The organism is Aeromonas caviae, assembly GCF_000819785.1.
GTDB lineage: Bacteria > Pseudomonadota > Gammaproteobacteria > Enterobacterales > Aeromonadaceae > Aeromonas > Aeromonas caviae.
In genome coordinates this window covers 26,300-47,160 of sequence record NZ_CDBK01000004.1, presented here as the reverse complement: position 1 = coordinate 47,160, position 20,861 = coordinate 26,300, and the positions used below count along the sequence as shown (strand labels likewise).

General features: G+C 58.9%; 15 protein-coding genes, 12 tRNA genes and 3 pseudogenes. 12 read left to right on the top strand and 18 right to left on the bottom strand.

Annotated elements, in window-relative coordinates; genetic code table 11:
* Positions 1 to 499: 499 nt before the first annotated feature.
* The 8 genes and pseudogenes from BN1120_RS00760 to gltX form a co-directional block, all read right to left on the bottom strand.
* A tRNA-Ala gene (locus tag BN1120_RS00760) sits at positions 500 to 575 on the bottom strand.
* A 34-nt stretch (positions 576 to 609) separates the two neighbouring features.
* Positions 610 to 685 (bottom strand) — tRNA-Ala (locus tag BN1120_RS00755).
* A gap of 48 nt (positions 686 to 733) precedes the next feature.
* A tRNA-Ala gene (locus BN1120_RS00750) sits at positions 734 to 809 on the bottom strand.
* A gap of 63 nt (positions 810 to 872) precedes the next feature.
* Positions 873 to 948, bottom strand: a tRNA-Ala gene (locus BN1120_RS00745).
* Between the two features lie 28 nt (positions 949 to 976).
* Positions 977 to 1,052: transfer RNA gene (locus BN1120_RS00740), tRNA-Ala, on the bottom strand.
* Positions 1,053 to 1,287: 235 nt separating this feature from the next.
* Positions 1,288 to 1,423, bottom strand: a pseudogene (locus BN1120_RS21640) (glutamyl-tRNA synthetase); the annotation flags it as partial.
* Positions 1,424 to 1,581: 158 nt separating this feature from the next.
* Positions 1,582 to 1,686, bottom strand: a pseudogene (locus BN1120_RS21935) (glutamyl-tRNA synthetase); the annotation flags it as partial.
* A 42-nt stretch (positions 1,687 to 1,728) separates the two neighbouring features.
* Positions 1,729 to 3,144, bottom strand: a complete 1,416-nt coding sequence (gene gltX, locus BN1120_RS00720) for a glutamate--tRNA ligase (protein WP_042014298.1) — start codon at positions 3,142 to 3,144, stop codon at positions 1,729 to 1,731.
* 263 nt (positions 3,145 to 3,407) lie between these two features.
* Between gltX and BN1120_RS00715 the strand changes: the two genes are divergently transcribed.
* The 3 genes from BN1120_RS00715 to BN1120_RS00705 all read left to right on the top strand — a co-directional run bounded on the left by BN1120_RS00715 (position 3,408) and on the right by BN1120_RS00705 (position 6,772).
* Complete coding sequence (locus BN1120_RS00715; protein ID WP_041215716.1) at positions 3,408 to 5,510, top strand: methyl-accepting chemotaxis protein; 2,103 nt, start codon at positions 3,408 to 3,410, stop codon at positions 5,508 to 5,510.
* A gap of 99 nt (positions 5,511 to 5,609) precedes the next feature.
* Positions 5,610 to 6,269, top strand: a complete 660-nt coding sequence (locus tag BN1120_RS00710; RefSeq protein ID WP_010675484.1) for a LysM-like peptidoglycan-binding domain-containing protein — start codon at positions 5,610 to 5,612, stop codon at positions 6,267 to 6,269.
* A gap of 293 nt (positions 6,270 to 6,562) precedes the next feature.
* Entirely contained in the window at positions 6,563 to 6,772 is a 210-nt protein-coding gene (locus BN1120_RS00705) for a cold-shock protein (RefSeq protein ID WP_005297820.1), read from the top strand.
* A gap of 554 nt (positions 6,773 to 7,326) precedes the next feature.
* On the opposite strand, the gene BN1120_RS00700 is transcribed toward BN1120_RS00705, so the two are convergent.
* The 8 genes from BN1120_RS00700 to orn all read right to left on the bottom strand — a co-directional run bounded on the left by BN1120_RS00700 (position 7,327) and on the right by orn (position 8,838).
* Positions 7,327 to 7,402, bottom strand: a tRNA-Gly gene (locus tag BN1120_RS00700).
* A 24-nt stretch (positions 7,403 to 7,426) separates the two neighbouring features.
* Positions 7,427 to 7,502: transfer RNA gene (locus BN1120_RS00695), tRNA-Gly, on the bottom strand.
* 38 nt (positions 7,503 to 7,540) lie between these two features.
* A tRNA-Gly gene (locus BN1120_RS00690) sits at positions 7,541 to 7,616 on the bottom strand.
* A gap of 24 nt (positions 7,617 to 7,640) precedes the next feature.
* Positions 7,641 to 7,716: transfer RNA gene (locus tag BN1120_RS00685), tRNA-Gly, on the bottom strand.
* Positions 7,717 to 7,830: 114 nt separating this feature from the next.
* Positions 7,831 to 7,906: transfer RNA gene (locus BN1120_RS00680), tRNA-Gly, on the bottom strand.
* A gap of 32 nt (positions 7,907 to 7,938) precedes the next feature.
* Positions 7,939 to 8,014 (bottom strand) — tRNA-Gly (locus BN1120_RS00675).
* 25 nt (positions 8,015 to 8,039) lie between these two features.
* Positions 8,040 to 8,115: transfer RNA gene (locus BN1120_RS00670), tRNA-Gly, on the bottom strand.
* A gap of 177 nt (positions 8,116 to 8,292) precedes the next feature.
* Positions 8,293 to 8,838 (bottom strand): oligoribonuclease, encoded by a 546-nt coding sequence (gene orn, locus BN1120_RS00665; RefSeq protein WP_042014296.1) that lies wholly within the window; start codon positions 8,836 to 8,838, stop codon positions 8,293 to 8,295.
* Positions 8,839 to 8,929: 91 nt separating this feature from the next.
* Here orn and rsgA point away from each other — a divergent pair, with 91 nt between their 5' ends.
* From rsgA to BN1120_RS00640, 5 genes are read left to right on the top strand one after another with little or no spacing between them, the layout of a single operon-like run.
* On the top strand, positions 8,930 to 9,964 hold the full coding sequence (gene rsgA, locus BN1120_RS00660) for a small ribosomal subunit biogenesis GTPase RsgA (RefSeq protein ID WP_039040203.1): 1,035 nt from the start codon (positions 8,930 to 8,932) through the stop codon (positions 9,962 to 9,964).
* Between the two features lie 29 nt (positions 9,965 to 9,993).
* The gene (gene asd / locus BN1120_RS00655) at positions 9,994 to 10,866 is read left to right on the top strand and encodes an archaetidylserine decarboxylase (RefSeq protein ID WP_042014303.1); all 873 of its coding nucleotides are present in this window, start codon (positions 9,994 to 9,996) and stop codon (positions 10,864 to 10,866) included.
* A complete protein-coding gene (locus tag BN1120_RS00650) occupies positions 10,863 to 11,111 on the top strand; it encodes a VF530 family protein (RefSeq protein WP_041212447.1) in 249 nt (82 codons plus the stop codon). Before asd ends, BN1120_RS00650 begins: the two co-directional genes overlap by 4 nt.
* Positions 11,112 to 11,115: 4 nt before the next feature.
* Positions 11,116 to 11,367, top strand: a complete 252-nt coding sequence (locus BN1120_RS00645; RefSeq protein ID WP_010675489.1) for a DUF2960 domain-containing protein — start codon at positions 11,116 to 11,118, stop codon at positions 11,365 to 11,367.
* A gap of 2 nt (positions 11,368 to 11,369) precedes the next feature.
* Complete coding sequence (locus BN1120_RS00640) at positions 11,370 to 11,771, top strand: hypothetical protein (protein ID WP_042014295.1); 402 nt, start codon at positions 11,370 to 11,372, stop codon at positions 11,769 to 11,771.
* Positions 11,772 to 11,867: 96 nt separating this feature from the next.
* On the opposite strand, the gene BN1120_RS00635 is transcribed toward BN1120_RS00640, so the two are convergent.
* Complete coding sequence (locus BN1120_RS00635; RefSeq protein WP_029314787.1) at positions 11,868 to 12,362, bottom strand: hypothetical protein; 495 nt, start codon at positions 12,360 to 12,362, stop codon at positions 11,868 to 11,870.
* A 166-nt stretch (positions 12,363 to 12,528) separates the two neighbouring features.
* Here BN1120_RS00635 and BN1120_RS00630 point away from each other — a divergent pair, with 166 nt between their 5' ends.
* Complete coding sequence (locus tag BN1120_RS00630) at positions 12,529 to 14,502, top strand: sensor domain-containing protein (protein ID WP_042014294.1); 1,974 nt, start codon at positions 12,529 to 12,531, stop codon at positions 14,500 to 14,502.
* 68 nt (positions 14,503 to 14,570) lie between these two features.
* On the opposite strand, the gene rraB is transcribed toward BN1120_RS00630, so the two are convergent.
* Positions 14,571 to 14,906, bottom strand: coding sequence for a ribonuclease E inhibitor RraB (gene rraB, locus BN1120_RS00625; RefSeq protein ID WP_010675493.1), 336 nt, complete (start codon positions 14,904 to 14,906; stop codon positions 14,571 to 14,573).
* An 816-nt stretch (positions 14,907 to 15,722) separates the two neighbouring features.
* Here rraB and BN1120_RS00620 point away from each other — a divergent pair.
* The 3 genes and pseudogenes from BN1120_RS00620 (at position 15,723) to BN1120_RS00610 (ending at position 20,820) form a co-directional block, all read left to right on the top strand.
* The gene (locus BN1120_RS00620) at positions 15,723 to 16,874 is read left to right on the top strand and encodes a Fic family protein (protein ID WP_231959396.1); all 1,152 of its coding nucleotides are present in this window, start codon (positions 15,723 to 15,725) and stop codon (positions 16,872 to 16,874) included.
* 25 nt (positions 16,875 to 16,899) lie between these two features.
* Positions 16,900 to 17,165, top strand: a pseudogene (locus BN1120_RS00615) (transposase); the annotation flags it as partial.
* A 142-nt stretch (positions 17,166 to 17,307) separates the two neighbouring features.
* The gene (locus tag BN1120_RS00610; protein WP_042014292.1) at positions 17,308 to 20,820 is read left to right on the top strand and encodes an AAA domain-containing protein; all 3,513 of its coding nucleotides are present in this window, start codon (positions 17,308 to 17,310) and stop codon (positions 20,818 to 20,820) included.
* The last annotated feature ends 41 nt before the right edge of the window (positions 20,821 to 20,861 follow it).

Genomic DNA, 20,861 nt, shown 5'->3' with positions numbered 1-20,861 from the left:
GTTGCCCCGCCTCACCCCTTTCCCAGGGGGCTGGCACCCTGCCGACGGGGAAACCCGGTGCTGACACCAGGGGCCGGATAGCATATCCCGCAGGCTGCCGAACGAGCCAACCGCCACGCGGCAGAGGATGGCACCGCGCAGCCCGCGTCATGGCCATGGCGGCATCGGCGCCAATCCCCACCCTCACTCCCGTCAGCGGCGGCCAGGGCCGCTGATGCCCTCGCGGACAGGGTGAAGCACCATCACAGGCTGCCGAACGAACCAACCGCCACACGGCAGAGGATGGCATCGTGCAGCCCGCGCCGTGGCCATGGCGGCATCGGCGCCAATCTCCACCCTCACCCCCGTCAGCGGCGGCCAGAGCCGCTGATGCCCTCGCGGACAGGGTGAAGCGCCATTTGCCAGACAAATGCAAAGGGCGAGATCATGGGAAATCCAAATGACAGGCAAACAAAAAGGCCACCGCGATGCGGTGGCCTTGGTGCTTTCTTGCGAAAGATGGTGGAGCTACGCGGGATCGAACCGCGGACCTCTTGCATGCCATGCAAGCGCTCTCCCAGCTGAGCTATAACCCCGATGTGTGTGAGTGACGCTGAATCACTCTGAATTTGGTGGAGCTACGCGGGATCGAACCGCGGACCTCTTGCATGCCATGCAAGCGCTCTCCCAGCTGAGCTATAACCCCAAATTCGGTACTCAATGAATGGTTCTGGCGGCCATTCATCCTCAATAATGGTGGAGCTACGCGGGATCGAACCGCGGACCTCTTGCATGCCATGCAAGCGCTCTCCCAGCTGAGCTATAACCCCACAAAGGTCGGCCTGGGTGATACACACCGCACTGCCCTGGGTACTTCATGTCAATCGGGAACCTGGTGGAGCTACGCGGGATCGAACCGCGGACCTCTTGCATGCCATGCAAGCGCTCTCCCAGCTGAGCTATAACCCCTTGGATTCCAGATTGTTCGAGGAGAATTTGGTGGAGCTACGCGGGATCGAACCGCGGACCTCTTGCATGCCATGCAAGCGCTCTCCCAGCTGAGCTATAACCCCAACTCACCTCGGCGCTACCAAAGTTATCTCTGGCAACGGAGGCGCATGATAGGCATCACCCGCTTTGCTGTCAACCCAAAATTCTCGCCCACTGGAGCGTTTAGTCAAAATTCAGGCAGTTAGCTGTTTTTACCGCCAACCTCATCGCTATGTCGCTGTTTTACGTCGCAAATCCGCTTGAGGCCAAAATACGAAGGGCCCCGTCAGGGGGCCCTTTTCATGCCATGGCCGATGTTTACTCAGCGGCCATGCGCGCTTCGATATACGCCAGGGCGCGATCGATACGGGCGAGGACCCGCTCCTTGCCCACCAGCGCCATCACGGCATCGATGGCAGGGGAAAGATGACCCCAGACCGGTGACGGCAATGTGCGGCGGCAAGCTTACTCGGCGGCCATGCGCGCTTCGATATACGCCAAAGCGCGATCGATGCGGGCGAGGACCCGCTCCTTGCCCACCAGCGCCATCACGGCGTCGATGGCAGGAGAAAGACTACCCCAGACCGGTGACGGCAATGTGCGACGGCTAGCTTACTCGGCGGCCATGCGCGCTTCGATATACGCCAAAGCGCGGTCGATACGGGCGAGGACCCGCTCCTTGCCGACCAGCGCCATCACGGCATCGATGGCAGGGGAAAGATTACCCCAGACCGGTGACGGCAATGTGCGACGGCAAGCTTACTCGGCGGCCATGCGCGCTTCGATATAAGCCAGGGCGCGGTCGATGCGGGCCAGTACACGCTCTTTTCCGACCAGCGCCATCACGGCGTCGATGGCAGGGGATTGACCCAGACCGGTGACGGCCACACGCAGCGGCATACCAACCTTGCCCATGCCCTGACCCAGCTCGGCGGCGGTCGCTTCAATCAGCTCGTGCAGCGCTTCGGTAGTCCAGCTATCCAGTGCAGCCAGCTTGGTTTTGGCCAGCGCCAGCGGCTCGGCAGCCACGCCGCGCAGGTGCTTCTTGGCAGCGGCTTCGTCAATGGCCTCGTACTCTTCGAACAGGTAGCGGCTCTGGGCAGCCACCTCCACCAGGGTGTTGCAGCGCTCGGCCAGCAGGGTGACCACGTCGGCCAGCGCCGGGCCATTGCTGGTGTCGATCTTCTGGTTTTCCATGTGCCATGCCAGATGCTTGGCAACATAAGCCGGATCCAGGCTGCGCATATAGTGGTTGTTCAGCCACAGCAGCTTGTCGGTGTTGAAGGCAGAGGCAGACTTGGAGATGGCATCCAGGCTGAACAGCTTGATCATCTCTTCCAGGCTGAAGATCTCCTGATCGCCGTGGGACCAGCCCAGACGCACCAGATAGTTCAGCAGCGCTTCCGGCAGGTAGCCGTCGTCGCGGTACTGCATCACGGAGACGGCACCGTGGCGCTTGGAGAGCTTGGCACCGTCGTCACCCAGGATCATGGAGACGTGGGCAAATTCCGGTACTGGCGCGTTCAGCGCCTTGTAGATGTTGATCTGGCGCGGGGTGTTGTTGATGTGGTCTTCCCCACGCACCACGTGGGTGATCTCCATATCCCAGTCATCGACCACCACGCAGAAGTTGTAGGTCGGCGCGCCGTCGGTACGGCGGATGATCAGATCGTCCAGCTCGGTGTTGGCGAACTCGATGCGGCCACGGACGTGGTCATCGAACACCACGGAGCCTTCGGTCGGGTTGCGGAAGCGGATCACGTGCGGCGCATCGGCCGGGTGATCGTGGGCGCCATCCCGGCACTTGCCGTCATAGCGGGGCTTCTCGCCGTTGGCCATCTGGCCTTCACGCAGCGCTTCCAGCCGCTCCTTGGAGCAGTAGCACTTGTAGGCGCGGCCGTCAGCCAGCATCTCGTCGATGAGGCCGTTGTAGCGATCGAAGCGCTTGGTCTGGTAGTAGGGGCCCTCATCCCAGTTCAGCTCCAGCCATTCCATGCCCTCAATGATGGCGTCGATGGCCTCCTGAGTGGAACGTTCCAGATCGGTATCCTCGATACGCAGCACAAACTCACCGCCCTGGTTCTTTGCAAACAACCAGGAATAGAGTGCGGTACGGGCACCGCCGACATGCAAAAAGCCGGTCGGGCTGGGAGCAAAACGGGTTTTGACTTTCATCTTTAAGCCTTGTGTAGAGGGCCTTGGGCCAATTCGTTAAAAAAACCGTCGCATTTTAGCACCGACAATGACGGATGGGAAAACCATGGCGAGGCAGAGGGGAAAATAGGGTCTATTCCCGCAAAAACCGCTGTTTTAGAGTGATGTCTCAGAATTTTCCCTTTTTTCCCGCTTAGCTAGGCGAGGTCGCTGGAGAGATCTCCCGCACAGCCGATACTTCAGTCACCCCGTCAACGAACCCTCAACGATACAAGGAACGCGCGATGCAGTTTCGTTCTATCCAGAATCGTATCCTGGTACTGGCCGGTGTCGCCATGACCACGGCCCTGGTCATCCTGATCCTGCTCAACCAGTATTCAGGCCGGCAGACCCAGCAGCTCACCATCGACTCCAGCCGCGCCGCCCTGCAACAGGAGGCGTGGCAGAAGGTGAGCGCCAACGCCCGTGCCGAGGCCGCTACCATCACCCAGCTGCTGCAAAAGGGGCTCTCCTACACCCAGCAGATGGCCAGCGTCTTCGCTCGCCAGCAGGAGGGCAAGCTGCCGCTGGATCGCCAGCAAGCCACCGACCTGCTCAAGGCCCAGCTTGCTTTGGAGCCCCAGCTCTATGGCGCCTTCGCGGGCTTCGAGCCCAACGGCTTCGACGGCCAGGACGAAAGCTTCGCGGGACAGGCAGCCCTTGGCAGTGACGACAAGGGGCGCTTCGTTCCCTACTTCTACCGCGACAAGGATCAGATCGGCAGCGATCTGCTGCTCTCCATCGAAAAGAGCGATCCGGACGAGTTCGGCAACCCGGCCAACGACTACTACGCCTGCCCGAAACGGGAGGGGCGCCCCTGCCTCATCGATCCCTTCAAGGTGGACATCAACGGCCAGCAGGTGCTGGTGAGCACCATCACCACCCCCATCCTGGTGGATGGCCGGTTCAAGGGCATCGCCGCGCTGGATCTGGCGGTGGACTCCATCAGCCGCCAGGCCCAGTCCCTCAACAGCAACATCTATGACGGCAAGGGGGAGACCCTGATCGTCAGCGCCGCCGGCGTCATCACCGGTACCAGCGGCGACGCCAGCCTGCTCGGCAGCCGCGCCGACAAGGTGCTCGGCAACGGCTGGCAGCAGTACCTCAAACCGGACGTGCAGCGCCAGGAGCTCACCGACGCGTTTCGCATCTCGGTGCCCATCGCGGTGCCCGGCATGGCCCGCAACTGGGCCATCATCGTCACCCTGCCCTACAAGGTGGTGCTGGCGGGAGCGGACGAGCTGGCACGCCAGCTTACCGACATGAACCGCGCCGCCATGACCCAGCAGCTCATCGGTGCCCTGCTGGTGCTGGTGCTGGCCCTTGGCACCATGCTGGTCATTGCCCGCAGCATCACGGGCCCCATCCGCCAGATGGTGAGCCTGGTGGATGACATCGCCGACGGCGAGGGGGATCTCACCAAGCGTCTGGAGAGCCGCTCCCGGGACGAGCTGGGGGCCCTGGCCCGGGGCATCAACCGCTTCATCGACAAGCTGCAGGCCCTGCTCGGGGATGTGCAGAAGACCGCCAGCGAGGTCCATCGCCACGCTGGGGATACCGATCGCATCGCCGGCCAGACCGACAGCAACCTGCAGCATCATCAGGCCGAGATGGAGCAGATGCTGACCGCGGTGCAGGAGATGTCCTACGTCAGCCAGGAGGTGGCCACCCACGCCAACAACACCGCCGACTCCGCCAAGCAGGCCCAGAGCGCGGCGGACGAGGGCAAGGTACGCTTCCAGCGGGTGATCCACTCCATGCACAAGGTGGCCGCCGAGGCGGGCAAGGGCGCCGAAGTGGTGGAAGGGCTGGCTCACGACAGCGAGCAGATCACCAGCATCCTCACCGTCATCCAGGGGATCGCCGATCAGACCAACCTGCTGGCGCTCAACGCCGCCATCGAGGCGGCCCGGGCCGGCGAGCAGGGGCGCGGTTTTGCGGTGGTGGCCGACGAGGTGCGCAAGCTGGCGGGCAACACCCAGCAGGCGGTGCAGAATACCCAGGAGCTGATCGACAAGATCCGCCACAGCTCCACCAACGCGGTCAACGCCATCCAGCAGAGCCAGCAGCTGACCCATCAGGCGGTGGGGGAAGCGGATCAGGCGGAGGCGGCCCTCGGCAGCATCTTCCAGGCCATCGCCACCATCAACGACATGACCTACCAGATCGCCTCCGCCGCCGAGGAGCAGAGCTCGGTTTCCGAGACTGTCTCCGGCAATCTGTCAAAAACCAGCGCACTGGCCAACGACATCGCCAGGGACGCCACCAGCACGGCCAACGCCAGTCAGGCCTTGCGTCAGGCGGCGGAACGTTTGCAGCAATTGTTGGGTCAGTTTCGTCTCAGCTGATAATTTTCATGCTCCGGACTCTCCCCCTCGGGGACGAGTCCGTTTACCATAGGCGGCATATTTGCCTGATGGCAGGCAATGTAGTGAGAGGTAAATGCCGTGCCCACCCCGGACCGTCGCCCACGTGGCCATAACAGACGAGCCCAGCAGCGTCGCCAAGACGAATCACAAGGAACCCTGCTCCAACGTATCAACGCGGCTACCCTGCCCCTGCGCCAGCGTCTCGGCCAGGGCATGAGTGGCCTGGGTCAGCGCAACAAGGAGCCGAAGGCGGCCTCGTTCAAGCTGGCAAGCCCCCTGCCCCGCAAACACACCATAGGGTTGCTGGTGCTGATCCCGCTCTGGCTGCTGGTGCTGGCCTGGGAGCCCGCCCCCGCCGCCCCGACCACGGCGCCATCAGGCTCTCTGGCTGTGCCCCTGGCCGTGCCGGCCCAGGCCCTGACCGTCGGCAACGCCGGTGAGCCCCAGGCCGCCAAGCCCGTCGAGGAGAAAGTGGATGGCACCTGGTTGCAGCACGACGTGCAGGCCGGTGAAACCCTCTACTCCATCTTCCGCAAGTTCGAGCTGCCGGGGGCCGAGCTCAGCCGGCTCATCGCCATCGAAGGGCCGGACAGGCCGCTGACCCGGCTGCAGTCGGGCAAGTCGGTGTTCATCCTGGTGGACACCAGCCGCCGCATCCAGCGGGTCGAGGTCCGCTCTCTCGGTCAGGTCAGCTACCGCTACGACCGCCAGGGGGAAGGGTTCGCCCTCAAGGAATAAGGGGGCTCGACCACCCCCTTATGCAGACGGGAGGCCATGGCCTCCCGTTTTTTTTGATGTGAAGCATGAAACAAGCTGCTGACTTCACAATACTTTTAGCTCGCTCAAAAAATGAAAAGTGCCAAATTGACAAGGGATCGGGCTCCAGTACAATCGGTCAGGCTTTAGACAGGGATTGTGCTACATGCTACTGGGACAAAGAGACGTGGTCAGTCATGCTTCAACCCCTGACTTCCAGGCAAATGCTGCCCAACCAGGCTTAGTTTCATTTTGTTATAGATAGGACTTACCACATGTCTGACATTCGCACCGGCCAAGTAAAATGGTTCAACGAAACCAAGGGTTTTGGCTTCATCGAGCAATCCCAGGGACCGGACGTTTTCGTTCACTTCTCCTCCATCCAGAGCGCAGGTTTCAAGACCCTGGCTGAAGGTCAAAAAGTCCAGTTCACTGTGACCCAGGGCAAAAAAGGTCCTCAGGCCGAGAACGTCACCGTTATCTGAGCCAGCGCCAGTGAACCCGTAGGAGGAGCCATCGCCCCTCCTATTTTTTTGCCCGCAATTTCCCCTCCTCGATCGGCAGAGCTCTTGCCGGGCTTGCCATCCCCACCTGCAAGCCGTTTATGGCCGCCACCAGCCGCTATAAATCAAAATGATGAGTTTTGGTTAAATGCCCCGGTTTTAACTTATACCGAGCCACTGTCTGTCATTCAGGCCCTGCCAAGCCTGTTAGCCGACCGCAAAGGGTTGTACCCGATCTCCGGGAGGCTATTAGCAAGCAATACATTTTGGTCTTATGACTTGGGATGTGCGGGGAAGAGAGAAATCAGGCAAACGCCGGATACGACAAATCATCGCAGCGCGATGTGATGGGCAATTCAAAGGGATTATGAGGACGTCGAAGAGAGATTGGAGCGGGAAACGAGACTCGAACTCGCGACCCCAGCCTTGGCAAGCGCGGATCATGCTCTACCAACAGGACGCGGCAGTGATGGTACTGAGAAACTGGATTCGTGTACTTGGGGGAGAGATTGAATTCGAAGGGTTCGAAGAGAGATTGGAGCGGGAAACGAGACTCGAACTCGCGACCCCGACCTTGGCAAGGTCGTGCTCTACCAACTGAGCTATTCCCGCAACAGGATGTCATCTGCAAGTGATTGGAGCGGGAAACGAGACTCGAACTCGCGACCCCGACCTTGGCAAGGTCGTGCTCTACCAACTGAGCTATTCCCGCAACGGAATGTCACTTACACATATCTACCGGACACTGTTTGGAGCGGGAAACGAGACTCGAACTCGCGACCCCGACCTTGGCAAGGTCGTGCTCTACCAACTGAGCTATTCCCGCAACAGAATGTCATCTGCAAGTGATTGGAGCGGGAAACGAGACTCGAACTCGCGACCCCGACCTTGGCAAGGTCGTGCTCTACCAACTGAGCTATTCCCGCATCGGAATATCACTTACATATTTTTGGAGCCAGCAACGAGACTCGCGCTCGCTACCCCGACCTTGGCAAGCACTGAACATGCTCTACCAACGCGGTGACTCCGGCACTGCATATTGGAGCGGGAAACGAGACTCGAACTCGCGACCCCGACCTTGGCAAGGTCGTGCTCTACCAACTGAGCTATTCCCGCAACATGGATTGTCTTGAGGCTGTGCTGATGATTGGAGCGGGAAACGAGACTCGAACTCGCGACCCCGACCTTGGCAAGGTCGTGCTCTACCAACTGAGCTATTCCCGCACCGGAACGTCATCAGCAAACATTTTGGAGCGGGAAACGAGACTCGAACTCGCGACCCCGACCTTGGCAAGGTCGTGCTCTACCAACTGAGCTATTCCCGCAAAACCTGAAAACAGACCGTACAGCATTTGGTTGCTTGCGCTACTGTACGGGAGCCGAATTATAAGAGCAGACATTCCAATTGCAAGGGCTTTTTTGTCTGGTTGCAGCCGTTCGCTCAAAAGCTGGCCGAACTGCTGATTTTAGCAACCGAACGACGGCAAACCCTTGCCAGCCACTCAGATTTTGAAGACGTGGGCGCGGTAGAACTGCAGTTCGGCGATGGATTCGCGGATGTCGTCCAGCGCCTGGTGGGAGCCGCTCTTCTTGAACTGATCCAGCAGTTCAGGCTGCCAGCGACGGACCAGCTCCTTGATGGTGCTGACGTCCACGTTGCGGTAATGGAAGAAGGCTTCCAGATCGCTCATGTGCTTGACCATGAAGCGGCGATCCTGGCCGATGCTGTTGCCGCACAGGGGGCTGGTGCGCTCCGGCACCCACTGGCGAATGAAGGCGAGGGTCTCGGCAACGGCCTTGGCCTCGTCGTATTCACTCGCCTTGACCCGGGCCACCAGCCCGCTCTTGGTGTGGGTGTTGACGTTCCAGTCATCCATCTTGCCCAGCTCTTCCTCGCTCTGGTGGATGGCGATGACCGGCCCTTCGGCCAGCACGTTCAGGTCCTTGTCGGTGACGATGGTGGCGATCTCCAGTACCACGTTCTCTTCGGGGTCCAGACCCGTCATCTCCATGTCGATCCATACTAGGTTCTGCGCGCTGACTGTCATGATTGCTCTCTCTATTGGGAGGAATGGCGGAATTTTGCCAATTTGCATGTATCATACTGGCTTTGAATCTGTTCATAAACTGGCAAACCCCGTGGCAAAGAAAGCAAAACTCAATCTGGGTCAACAAAGGCGCGTCCAGGCCAACCGCGAGCGGCGGCTGCAAAAAGAGCACACCACAGTGGTAGATGACACCCTGTTCGGCCCCGCCATCGAAGGGGTGGTGATCAGCCGTTTCGGCCAGCACGCGGATGTCGAGGCAAGCGATGGTGCCATCCACCGCAGCAACCTGCGGCGCAGCAGCATCAGCAGCCTGGTGTGCGGCGACAAGGTGGTGTGGCGCCCCGGCCTCAATGCCGCGACTGCCGGCGTCATCGAGGCGGTGCACCCGCGCCACTCGGTGCTGACCCGGCCGGACTTCTACGACGGGGTCAAACCCATCGCCGCCAACATCGACCAGATCATCATCGTCTCGGCGGTGATGCCCGAGTTCTCCACCAACATCGTCGACCGCTACCTGGTGGCGGCAGAAGATGTGGAGATAGCGCCCCTCATCGTGCTGAACAAGGTCGACATGCTCGATGACGCGGCCCGCGCCCGTATCGAGCATCAGCTCGAGACCTACCGCAAGCTCGGTTACGAGGTGCTGCTGGTGAGCTGCGAGAGCGGTGAGGGCATCGACGCCCTCAAGGCGGCGCTCACCGACAAGATCAGCATCTTCGTGGGCCAGTCCGGGGTGGGCAAGTCGTCCCTCACCAACGCCCTGATGCCGGGGCTGGACGTGCTCACCGGCGAGATCTCCGAGAACTCGGGGCTCGGCCAGCACACCACCACCACGGCGCGGCTCTACCACTTCCCGAGCGGCGGCGATCTCATCGACTCCCCCGGGATCCGCGAGTTCGCCCTCTGGCACCTGGAAGCCGACCGCATCACCTGGTGCTTCGTCGAGTTTCGCGACTACCTGGGTGGCTGCAAGTTCCGCGACTGCACCCACAAGGATGATCCCGGCTGCGCCCTGCGCGCCGCGGTCGAAGCGGGCGCCATCAGCGCCGATCGTTTCCACAACTACCACCGCATCCTGGAAACCATGCAGGAAGCCCGCCACGGTCGCCAACAGGCGCGGCTGTGACCCGTTCAACTCATTCCCAGATGAAGATCATGAGCATCACTGACAACCTGAAAATTGCCGGTCAATACTGCCTGCCCAAACACGCCCTCTCCCGCCTGGTGGGCAAACTTGCCGCCGCCGAAGCGGGCAACCTCACCACCAGGGTGATCGAGGCCTTTATCAAGCAGTACCAGGTCGACATGAGCGAGGCGCTGCACGAGAGTCCGGCCCACTACAAGAGCTTCAACGAATTCTTCACCCGCGAGCTCAAACCCGGCATCCGCCCCGTGGTGGAAGACGCCATGACCCTGGCCCTGCCGGTGGATGGCACCGTCAGCCAGCTCGGGCCCATCAGCCAAGGTCGCATCATCCAGGCCAAGGGCCACGACTACAGCGCCCGCGAGCTGCTGGGGGGCTATGAGGATCTGGTGGCCCCGTTCAAGGATGGCGACTTCGCTACCATCTATCTGGCACCCAAGGATTACCACCGCATCCACATGCCGCTGGACGGCGTGCTGGAGAGCATGGTGTTCGTGCCGGGGGATCTCTTCTCCGTCAACCCCCTCACCGCCGAGAACGTGCCCAACCTGTTTGCCCGCAACGAGCGGGTGGTGGCCACCTTCCGTACCCCCCACGGCCCCATGGCCCTGGTGCTGGTCGGTGCCACTATCGTCGCGAGCATCGAAACCATCTGGGCCGGCAACATAGCGCCGACCAAAGAGAAGAAGGTGGTGCGCTGGGACTACACCGGCGATGAAGCCATCACCCTGCAAAAGGGGGCCGAGATGGGCCTGTTCAAGCTGGGCAGTACTGTCGTCTGCCTGTTTGGCCCGGGCATGCTGGCCGGTTTCGAGCCGCACCTGGCCAACGGGGTCACCACCCGCATGGGTCAGCCCTTTGCCACCCTGGCGGCGCAAGCATGAGCGATCAACCCGCTTCCCAGAAGAACAACCCGCTGCACGGGCTGACCCTGGAGGCCATCGTCACCGCTCTGGTCGCGCACTATGGCTGGGAAGCGCTGGGGCAGCAGATCAATATCCGCTGCTTCACCGATAATCCCAGCATCAAGTCCAGCCTGAAGTTCTTGCGCAAGACCCCCTGGGCCAGAGAGAAGGTCGAAAGCCTCTATCTGTACGTCCAGCGCAAGCAGGCCAAAGAGAAGGAGTGACGCCATGGCGTTCAAGATTACCTACACCTACAAGAAGCAGGCCAGGGAGATTGGCTACGCCAATGACAAGTTCAACAGCATCTATGATGCCGTTGCCGCCGCCGAGGGGATCGATCTGACCCGCTTCCACGCCATGGAAGAGCAGTTGGCCCAGGTGTGCCGCCGCGACAAGAAGAGCGTGAAGGATTACCGGGAGAACTACTTCAAGGAACTGGGCTTCTCCAACATCGTCATCGAACGGGACGCCAAGGAGTAACCATGCGCACCCTGACCCTGATGGCGGCCACCCTGCTGCTGGCCGCCTGCAACACGACACCGAAGGAGCCCCTGGTCGGCGCGGATCGCGACGAACATGGCTGCATCGGCAGCGCGGGTTATCAATGGTCGGCGCTGGCAGGCCAGTGCGTGCGGCTGTTCGAGCAGGGCATTCGCCTCAATCCGACCGATGCCGGTCAGACCGTCAGCGCCTTCGTGCTGTTCAATGCCGATCAGAGTCAGGCCGAGCTGACCCTGCCAGAGGGCGAGCCGATCCGGCTGATCCGCCAGGGCGAAGAGGGCAACTGGTCCTGGCAGGGCGGTGGCTATCAGCTCTTCCCCTGGAAGGGCTATGTGCTCAAATCCGGCGACCATGTACTCTATCACGGCGATCTGACCCCCTGATCCTCGTCATCCCTCCCCTCACGCCCTGATGGGCGCGGAGCAGGCATAAAAAAACCCCGTTGCACGCAACGGGGTTTTTCATGATACCCGGCAGGATCAGTTGCCGAGGGTGGAGAACAGGCTCTGTTCCAGGCTGCCGCGGGAGACGCACACCGGGGTGATGGAGGGAGCCAGCACTCGCTCGCCGGAGGACTCGACGAAGTAGAGCTGGGTATTGCCCTTGACATTCACGGTGGCGACGCTGTTGTTGCCGCTCTGGGTGATGATCAGGTTGATCTGCAGGTTGGGGTTGCCCAGCGCCACCTTGGACCCCATGGTGCCGCAATCCAGCCACTCCAGACCATCGGCCGAGTTTTCCACGTTGGCGGTCATCAGACCGGCACCACGCTGGCTGTTCTCGATGTTCAGGCCGTGATCGCCGAACCACTTCTCGGCACGGGCCCACACCAGATCCACCGGGATCGCCATCTCCTGGGTGTTGTTGGTTGCCTTGGCAACCGGCGGGGTATAGCGATACTGCTCGCCGCCGTTGTTGTCGCTCGCACAACCCACCATCAACAGGGCCAGGGCGCCCCCCATTATCTTCTTCATGCTGCTTCTCTCATCCATAAGGCCATAGGCCAACCGGCGGCTATTATGGCGATCGCGACACAGGCTGTCAGCAGGGATCCGCACAAATGGCGTACTCTTAACCCAGGCTTTACAAAACCCACCTGTTATCATAGATTTGCTCGAAGTCTCCCCCGTGAGTGCTCTCGTGACTTCTTCGCTCTCCCTGGCGCTGCTGCAGCAGATCATCGACCAGTTACCCATGAATATCTTCTGCCGGGACAAGCACGGACGGTACCTGTTTGCCAACAAGGCATTCGCCAGAGAAGCCGGCCTGCAAGACCCGAGCGAACTCATTGGCAAGAGCGATGCCGAGATGCCCTGGGGGGATGTATTCCGGGAGGAAGATGACCGCCTGCTGGCCGACGGCAAACCCCTGCTGCACCAGCAGCTCCATTGCCACAGCGGCGAAGGCGCCAGCTGGATGGAGATCAACAAGGTTCCCCTGTATGACGAGCACGGCGATCCCATCGCCCTGTTTGCCATGGTCAGCGCCATCGATCAGCGCAAGGAGCTGGAGCAAACCTTCCGCCAGCAGCAGTTGCTGCAACGCCGCCTGCTGGATGCCATTCCCGACCTCATCCGTCTCGAGGATCACCAGGGCGTGCTCATCGACTGCAACCAGGCCTTTCTCGACTTCATGGGGCTGGTGGCAAGCGAGGCTCTGGGTCGGCGCGTCCCGCCCCGGCTGCCCGTCGAACAAACCCTGGGTCAGGGGGAGTATTGCGTGGTGGATGCTCAGGGCAGAGGCCGCCATCTGGAGGTCACCCGGGTCGAGGTGCCGGATGACGAGGGCAACTCCCTCGGCATCCTTACCCTTAGCCGCGACATCACCGGGCTGCGCACCACCCAGGCCCAGTTGCAGCAGGAGCAGCACTACGACAGCCTGACCGGCCTGCTCAAGCTCTCCCACTTCCTCCAGACCAGCCGTCATCTGGGCGCCCGCAAAGCCAGCCTGCTGCTGGTGGATCTGCAACATTTTCGCGAGATCAACGATCGCTTCGGCATCCGGGTCGCCGACCGCCTGCTGAGCCAGGTGGCCCGTCGCCTGCAACGACTGGCGCCGCCCCAGTCCCTGCTCTGCCGGGTCGCGGCGGATGACTTCGCCCTGCTGCTGCCCGAGCTCCCCCTCTCTCTGGATACGTGGAGCCGCAACCTGCAGCAGGAGCTGATGACGCCCTATCAGGTCGAGGAGCACAGGATCCAGATCCCGGTGTTCCTCGGCATCGCCCATGGCAAGGCCAAGGATGCCGAGCGTCTGCTGAGCCACGCCGAGGCCGCCCTGGCCCAGGGCAAGCGCCAGCAGCAGCACTGTACCCTGTTCGACCCCGCACTCGATGCCAAGCTCAAACGCCGCCAGCTCATCGCCGCCCAGTTGCCACTCGCCATCAAGTCCGCCGAGCTGACCGCCGTCTACCAGCCCATCATCTGTACCCACAGCAACCGGCTGCACGGGGCAGAGCTGCTCTGCCGCTGGCCCCATCCCGAATTCGGCATGATCTCCCCCGACGAGTTCATCCCGCTGGCGGAGGAGCTGGGGCTCATCGGCCAGCTCGGCCAGCTGATGCTGGAGCTCGGCTGTGCCCAGCTTGCCCGCTGGCAGGTGGCGGCCCCGGACCTGGTGCTCTCCATCAACCTCTCGCCCCTGCAGTTCCGCGATCCCGAGCTCTGCCCTCAGATCTTCGACTGCATCGCGCGCCACGGGCTCGCCCCCTGGCAACTGGAGCTGGAGATCACCGAAGGGGTGCTGATGGAGAATGCCGACGAGATTGAGAGCAACCTGGCCAGCCTCATCGAGGCGGGCTTCCAGCTCGCCATCGACGACTTCGGCACCGGCTACTGCTCCCTCGCCTACCTTCCCAGGCTGCAGGTGGCGACCCTCAAGCTCGACAAGAGCTTCACCCAGGGGCTGGCCACCAACCAGGCCACCACCGCCATCGTGCGTTCCGTCATCGGGTTGGGCCATGAACTTGGCATCAAGATCACCGCCGAAGGGGTGGAGACGCCGGAGCAGCAGGCCTGGCTGGTGCAGGTCGGTTGCGATCGGCTGCAAGGCTATCTGTTCAGCCGCCCCCTCCCACCGGCCGAGTTTGCCCGCAGCTACCAGCTGCCGGAGCAGTAAGCCAGCAACAACAAGGCCACCCGAGGGTGGCCTTGTTGTTTTTGCAAAGCGTGCGTGATCTGGCGCACTTACTCCTGGAAGTAGGTACCCCAGCCGTCGTAGTCCACCCCGTATTTCTCGAGGATGGGCAGCATCTTCTCGATGTCGGCGACGATGGTGTCGATGTCCAGCTTGCACTCCACCATGGCGTCGAAGCAGAAGATGGTAGCGCCGTCGTCCAGCTCCATCTCCTCGGCGTCGGTCACTTCGAAACCGGCCTTGAACAGATCGACCGCCGCCTTCTCCAGCAGATCGAACTTCTGGCAGGCAAAGTGGTGCTCAATCTCGTAATCCAGATCCGGGTTGCTGCCATCGGCCAGCAGCTCGTTGACGATGGCGGCGGTCTCTTCGCGCCACTCTTGCATATTGGTATTCATATAAACCCCAGGCGGTGTTGGATGGATGTCACCCCTGCCAGCCGCGTCGGCCCGGACCATGGCCAGGGGATGAGTGCGGCAAAGCATACCCGCAGAGCGCGGCAGGCTCAATCGATGGGCCAAGATAACTGGCGCCTCTTCCGGCTTGGCGCCAACGGGCAGCCCTCGGCACGTCAGGCAGCCCGCCATCCTTCATGATGTTCTGCTGGCCGTCGGCCCGCCCTGCCGCACAGGCGCCCCTCTTTTCATGGTTAAAACCGGGAAACCGGTCCAATCACGGGAAGATTGCTCGGATATCGAGCGAACGGTACATCAATCTGCGGCCTGTGGTTGACACCCCAGTCCAGAAAGGGTTTGATGCGCGCCGTTGCCCAGATAGCTCAGTCGGTAGAGCAGGGGATTGAAAATCCCCATGACAGATTCCATACCACAGCTCTGGACAGCACACCCTACAAGGCTTCGCTTACAATGCGAGGCCTTTTTGTTATGCGCCTCTGGTCAATCTCTGGCAAGGTTGCTCACCGAGCTCGGGACTAATAATCCCCACCCCCCTGCTCCGCTGCTTCATCTGACAACAGATAGCAAGATACGTACGCCCCCTCCTCCGTAATGACCTCCACTTCCCACGAACAGCTCTTTCCCTCGCAGCCAACTCTTGCGTGATACAGGTTGTGTCGTGAGCCGAATCCCCGTTATTATCGGCTCACCATGTGAGCCAAATACGCATCCAATTTGGCTCGCATACTGAGCCAAATATGCATTCGATTCGGCTCATCGGTGACGTTGCTTTGTAACAATAAGGGGATGGGCAAGCAGATGGCTGAAAATTGGATCTGGCAACATAAGGGCTGGCCACACTTTTGCTGGCAAGATGAACCGCTACAGCCACGGCTACGCACCGCGCAACGCAACCTGGGGATCCTGCTCGGCACCCATTCCGTTCACGGCTCTACGCAAACGCAGCAAGCCCAGGCGCTCGATACCCTTCTGGCAAATATCCTCGCCTCATCGGCCATTGAAGATGAACGGCTCAATGCCCAATCGGTGCGCTCATCGCTGGCCCGTCGCCTCGGCGTATCCGAAGAACAGCCCTACCCCATCTCGGATCGCTCCGAAGGCCTGGCAGCCATGATGCTCGATGCCATCGACAATCGACATCAGCTGCTAACGCTAGAACGCCTGTTGCAATGGCATCACTGGCTATTTCCTGCCGACGACTGGACATTACAGCGTGTGCGAGTGGGCCAGCTACGCGGTGAAGAGCCGATGCAGGTGGTATCCGGGCGACTGGATCGGCCCACAGTGCATTTCGAGGCCCCGCCACGCCAGGGTCTGGAGCAGGCACTCACCTGCTTTATCGACTGGTTCAATGCTAGCCTGAACGACCCCAGCCAAGATCCACTGCTGCGTGCCGCCATCTGCCACCTGTGGTTTGTCACCCTGCACCCGTTTGATGATGGTAATGGTCGCATCACCCGTGCCCTCACCGATCTGGCGCTCTCTCAGGCCGACAGCCAGAGCATCCGCCTGTATGCCATGTCGGTGGCGATCCTCGAACAACGAGCCGATTACTATCGTGCTCTGGAACAAACCCAGAAAGGCGGACTGGATATCACGGCTTGGCTTGTCTGGTTTCTGGATACGCTCAATGCCACGTTGGAGCAGGCCCAACAAGCGATCACCCGAACCTTGGCCAAGAGCCGTTTCTGGCAGCAACAAGGCGGCGAGCCGCTGAGTGCCGAGCAAATCAAGGTGTTGAACAGGATGCTGGACGGCGGCGAGAACGGCTTTTTGCAGGGTATCAGCGCCAGCCAGTATCAGAAGGTGGCCAAGGTTAGTAAAGCCACCGCGACCCGCCATCTGGCCGACTTGTTAGAGAAAGGCTGCCTTGAAAAAATGCCTGGGGGCGGTAGAAATACCCGTTATCAGATCAAGTTGGCGCCGTCAGGATTGTGATTTTGGTCAATGTGCGTGTTCTAAACCGAAGAGCATCCGAGCCTGGCGCGTGACGGACGAGCAGTGGTAGGCATGTCCCTCAAGGAGGCCGGGCAGCGATATTGGAGGGCAGAAGCGCTTGATATGGATGTGAAATCTGGCAAGTATGAGTACCAGTTGCTCCGGCGCAGGCTTGCCGGGGAGAAGCGATTTTGCACCTGGATGACCAACTTACCACGAGAGGCATGGCCGGCTGGACGGGTGATGAGTCTGTATCGCTGCCGCTGGCAGGTGGAGTTGCTGTTCAAGGAGGGCGTTAATGGGATGGTCGAAATCGTGAACTCCAAACACTAAATGATTAATGTGATCGAGTTTGCATCGTGAACAGTGCTTAGCCATGTAATGCTTTTATATCAACGGAATCAATAATTTTAATTAAGTCACGGGACGGAAAATGGACAGGACCACACAGGGGTTTGCATCATACTGGCGCAACTCCTTAGCCGATGCCGAATCTGGTAAAGGGGCATTTGAGCATAAAAATGCGGATAATTTCACCCAGTGGATGGACATTACTTCAGGGCAGCTGAATAAGGAAATTGTTCATGCGTTCTTTGAGGGGGAAGGCGAGGCGGTTAAAACAGTCGAGGTGTTGTTACGACCAAAAGTTTGGCTCCGCCGACTAAAGCATGGCAAAGAGCGGATGGCAGGTGCGCCAGGTATAGTGACACCGCTGGTGACCCCCGCTCTCCTGAACCGCGACGGTTTCTTGTTCCCCACCGCGCCAACCACGATCCCACGAGACCTGCTCGAACCGCTCCCGAAAGGTACTTTCTCAATTGGTGAGATGGCTCAGTACGACAAATACAAAACCACGCATAATTCGACCACCTTTGAAGTCGATGACGAACCACAATGCCACGCGGAAGATGACGAGCAACGGGCAGAGCGACATGCTCAGTATCAACAACGCTGGCAAAAATATCTTGGCGAGGCCGATGCTCTCTTAAACAATGTTGCAGGGGTATGGAGCACAACTCACGAGCAATACGAGCTGGCCGGATATGGCTATCTTATCAAAGCAAATCAACCAGGCGGGGCCAGTCGCCATATTATTGCCCTTTACGATCATCTGCTGGTGTGTAAAAAGGAGGTTCCGCTGTTGTCGCGCTTTGCCTCAACAGTCCGCCCCCCCATAGCGCCGCTTCTTTCCGCTAATGCGAAATTCAGTGATCGACTAGGTCATTCCGGAGATGAATTCCCGCTGGCTGTGGCGCAGCGCGATGCTCTGAGTCATTATCTTACCCTGCAACAGGGTGAGATCCTCGCAGTCAACGGCCCACCGGGAACCGGAAAAACAACCCTGATTCTCTCTATTATTGCCACCGAGTGGGCAAGAGCTGCACTTAACAAAAGCGAGCCACCGGTCGTGATAGCTACCTCGACCAACAATCAGGCCGTGACCAACATCATTGAAGCCTTCGGGAAAGACTTTGCCACAGGTTCTGGAGTAATGGCTGGACGCTGGTTGCCAGAACTGAAAAGTTACGGTGCTTATTTCTCATCCCAAAGCCGTAAGGCCGACGCCGCGAAAAAGTACCAGACTGATGATTTTTATAACCGCGTTGAATCAATGGAGTACGTTGAAGATGCGCTGGTTTATTATCTTGAGAAGGCAAGGCTGGCTTTCCCGGCAGAGGAATGCACCACTCCCGAGCGTGTTGTTGACCTATTGCATAACCGCTTAAGCGCGTTGTTCGCTCAGCTCTCACAGATGGAACAAACTTGGGACAACCTGAACCGAGCCCGGCAGGAACGGAGTGCTATTAGCGAAGATCTCGACCAATATATTCTGAATAAAAGCAAGTTATTGCAAGAAAGTACGAATGAACTCGCGCTGCTATCACTGGGCAAAAAGCAGTGGCAGCAGTATCGCGCCAGTGAATCACTGGTATATACATTCTTCTCCTGGATCCCTGTCGTCCGCACGAAACGACGTTATCAAATAAACCTCTTTCTGGACACCACCTTTGGTACAAGAATCATCGTGGACCAAGACTCCATGCCGGAAAGCATTGATGCATCTATAGACGGTCTTATTGCTCAGATGAATAAAGATCAGGAGGAGTATCAACAGCAAATCGCACTGGCCCGAGAGGTTTCCCGCCGCGAAAGTGAGGCCCTTCAGCAATGGCTAGACTTGATTCGAGTATTGGGACATACAGGCGAAGAAGAGCTGAGCCTGGCCGAGGCAGACATGCTTGCCGATACGCAGATCCGCTTCCCGGCATTTCTACTGGCGACCCACTATTGGGAAGGCCGCTGGTTCATGGACATGGCCGCTATTGACGATCTTCAAAAAGAAAAAAAACGCAATGGGGCGAAAGCTGTTAAGGCCCGCTGGCAGCGTAGAATGAAGCTCACGCCCTGCGTAGTGATGACCTGTTACATGCTGCCTCGCCATCTAGTCATTAGTGAACATGTTGGCGGGGCTAAGAAATTTGAACCCGGATACTTCTATAATTTTGCCGATTTGCTGATCGTCGATGAAGCGGGGCAGGTGCTCCCAGAAGTAGCAGCAGCCTCCTTCGCACTAGCTAAAAAAGCGTTAGTGATTGGAGATACGGAACAGATTGCGCCCATCTGGAACAGTTTGCCCAGTATTGATATAGGCAATATGGTGGAGGAGAACATTCTCCCTGGCGGCACCCAGGAAGAGCTGATGGATGCCTATGCAGCGATATGTGATTCAGGTAAAAGTGCGGCATCGGGCAGTGTCATGAAGATTGCCCAGATTAACTCGCGGTACCAATATGATCCTGACTTGGCTCCTGGAATGTACCTGTATGAACACCGTCGCTGCTTCGATAACATCATTGGCTACTGCAACGCACTCTGCTATCACGGTAAGTTGCAACCCAAACGAGGTACGGGTAAAGAGACGCCCTTCCCTGCAATGGGTTATCTGCATGTCGATGGTAAAGGCGTGCAGGCAAAGGGCGGAAGCCGTTACAACTCCTTTGAAGCTGAGACAATAGCTGCATGGCTAGTTGCTCATAAGGAGAAGATTGAGCTCCATTACGGTAAAGAGTTACATAAACTGGTGGGAATCGTTACGCCATTTTCGGCACAGGTTAACGCCATCAAAGCTGCATTGTATATGCTCGGCATTAGCTGTAGCGGTGATGAAGATTCGCTGACGGTTGGAACCGTACACTCCCTACAGGGTGCGGAAAGAGAGATCGTGCTATTTTCCCCGGTCTATTCTAAACACGAAGATGGTGGCTTTATCGACAGTGATAGCAGCATGCTGAACGTCGCGGTCTCCCGAGCCAAGGATAGTTTTCTAGTTTTCGGCGATATGGATCTTTTTGAAATCCAACCGGCATCCTCACCAAGAGGATTATTGGCAAAATATCTTTTCGCCTCTGAATATCATGCCTTGCAGTTTGAGTATAAGGAACGTAAGGATTTAGGTACCGCGCAAACCCAGATTTATGCCCTGCACGGTGTTGAACAACACGATACGTTTCTCAACCAGACTTTTGGCTCTATCGAAAAGAGTATTACCATCGTCTCTCCTTGGTTAACTTGGCAAAAACTGGAACAAACCGGATTTATTACGTCGATGGTTCAAGCGCGCTCGCGTGGTATTGACATAACCGTGGTGACAGACAAAAGTTACAATATTGAACATATCGATTACGAAAAACGCAAAGAAAAACAGCAACGTCTTCAAGCAGCATTGGAAAAGCTAAACGAGATGGGTATATCTACGAGGCTAGTCAATCGCGTACACAGTAAAATTGTGATTGGTGATGAAGGACTGCTATGTGTCGGATCGTTTAACTGGTTCAGCGCTGCGCGGGAAGAGAAGTATCAGCGGTACGATACGTCGATGGTGTACCGTGGTGAAAGCCTCAAGAGTGAAATCAAAACGATTTATACCAACCTGGAGCAGCGTTAGCTGTGAGCCTGGACGCGGGTAGAGGCCTCAAAGCTCCGATA

Coding starts and splice junctions, on each gene's coding strand:
- gltX (WP_042014298.1), bottom strand. CDS start 3,144: ATGAAAGTCAAAACCCGTTTTGCTCCCAGCCCGACCGGCTTTTTGCAT.
- BN1120_RS00715 (WP_041215716.1), top strand. CDS start 3,408: ATGCAGTTTCGTTCTATCCAGAATCGTATCCTGGTACTGGCCGGTGTC.
- BN1120_RS00705 (WP_005297820.1), top strand. CDS start 6,563: ATGTCTGACATTCGCACCGGCCAAGTAAAATGGTTCAACGAAACCAAG.
- orn (WP_042014296.1), bottom strand. CDS start 8,838: ATGACAGTCAGCGCGCAGAACCTAGTATGGATCGACATGGAGATGACG.
- asd (WP_042014303.1), top strand. CDS start 9,994: ATGAGCATCACTGACAACCTGAAAATTGCCGGTCAATACTGCCTGCCC.
- BN1120_RS00650 (WP_041212447.1), top strand. CDS start 10,863: ATGAGCGATCAACCCGCTTCCCAGAAGAACAACCCGCTGCACGGGCTG.
- BN1120_RS00645 (WP_010675489.1), top strand. CDS start 11,116: ATGGCGTTCAAGATTACCTACACCTACAAGAAGCAGGCCAGGGAGATT.
- BN1120_RS00640 (WP_042014295.1), top strand. CDS start 11,370: ATGCGCACCCTGACCCTGATGGCGGCCACCCTGCTGCTGGCCGCCTGC.
- BN1120_RS00635 (WP_029314787.1), bottom strand. CDS start 12,362: ATGAAGAAGATAATGGGGGGCGCCCTGGCCCTGTTGATGGTGGGTTGT.
- rraB (WP_010675493.1), bottom strand. CDS start 14,906: ATGCAAGAGTGGCGCGAAGAGACCGCCGCCATCGTCAACGAGCTGCTG.
- BN1120_RS00620 (WP_231959396.1), top strand. CDS start 15,723: ATGGGCAAGCAGATGGCTGAAAATTGGATCTGGCAACATAAGGGCTGG.
- BN1120_RS00610 (WP_042014292.1), top strand. CDS start 17,308: ATGGACAGGACCACACAGGGGTTTGCATCATACTGGCGCAACTCCTTA.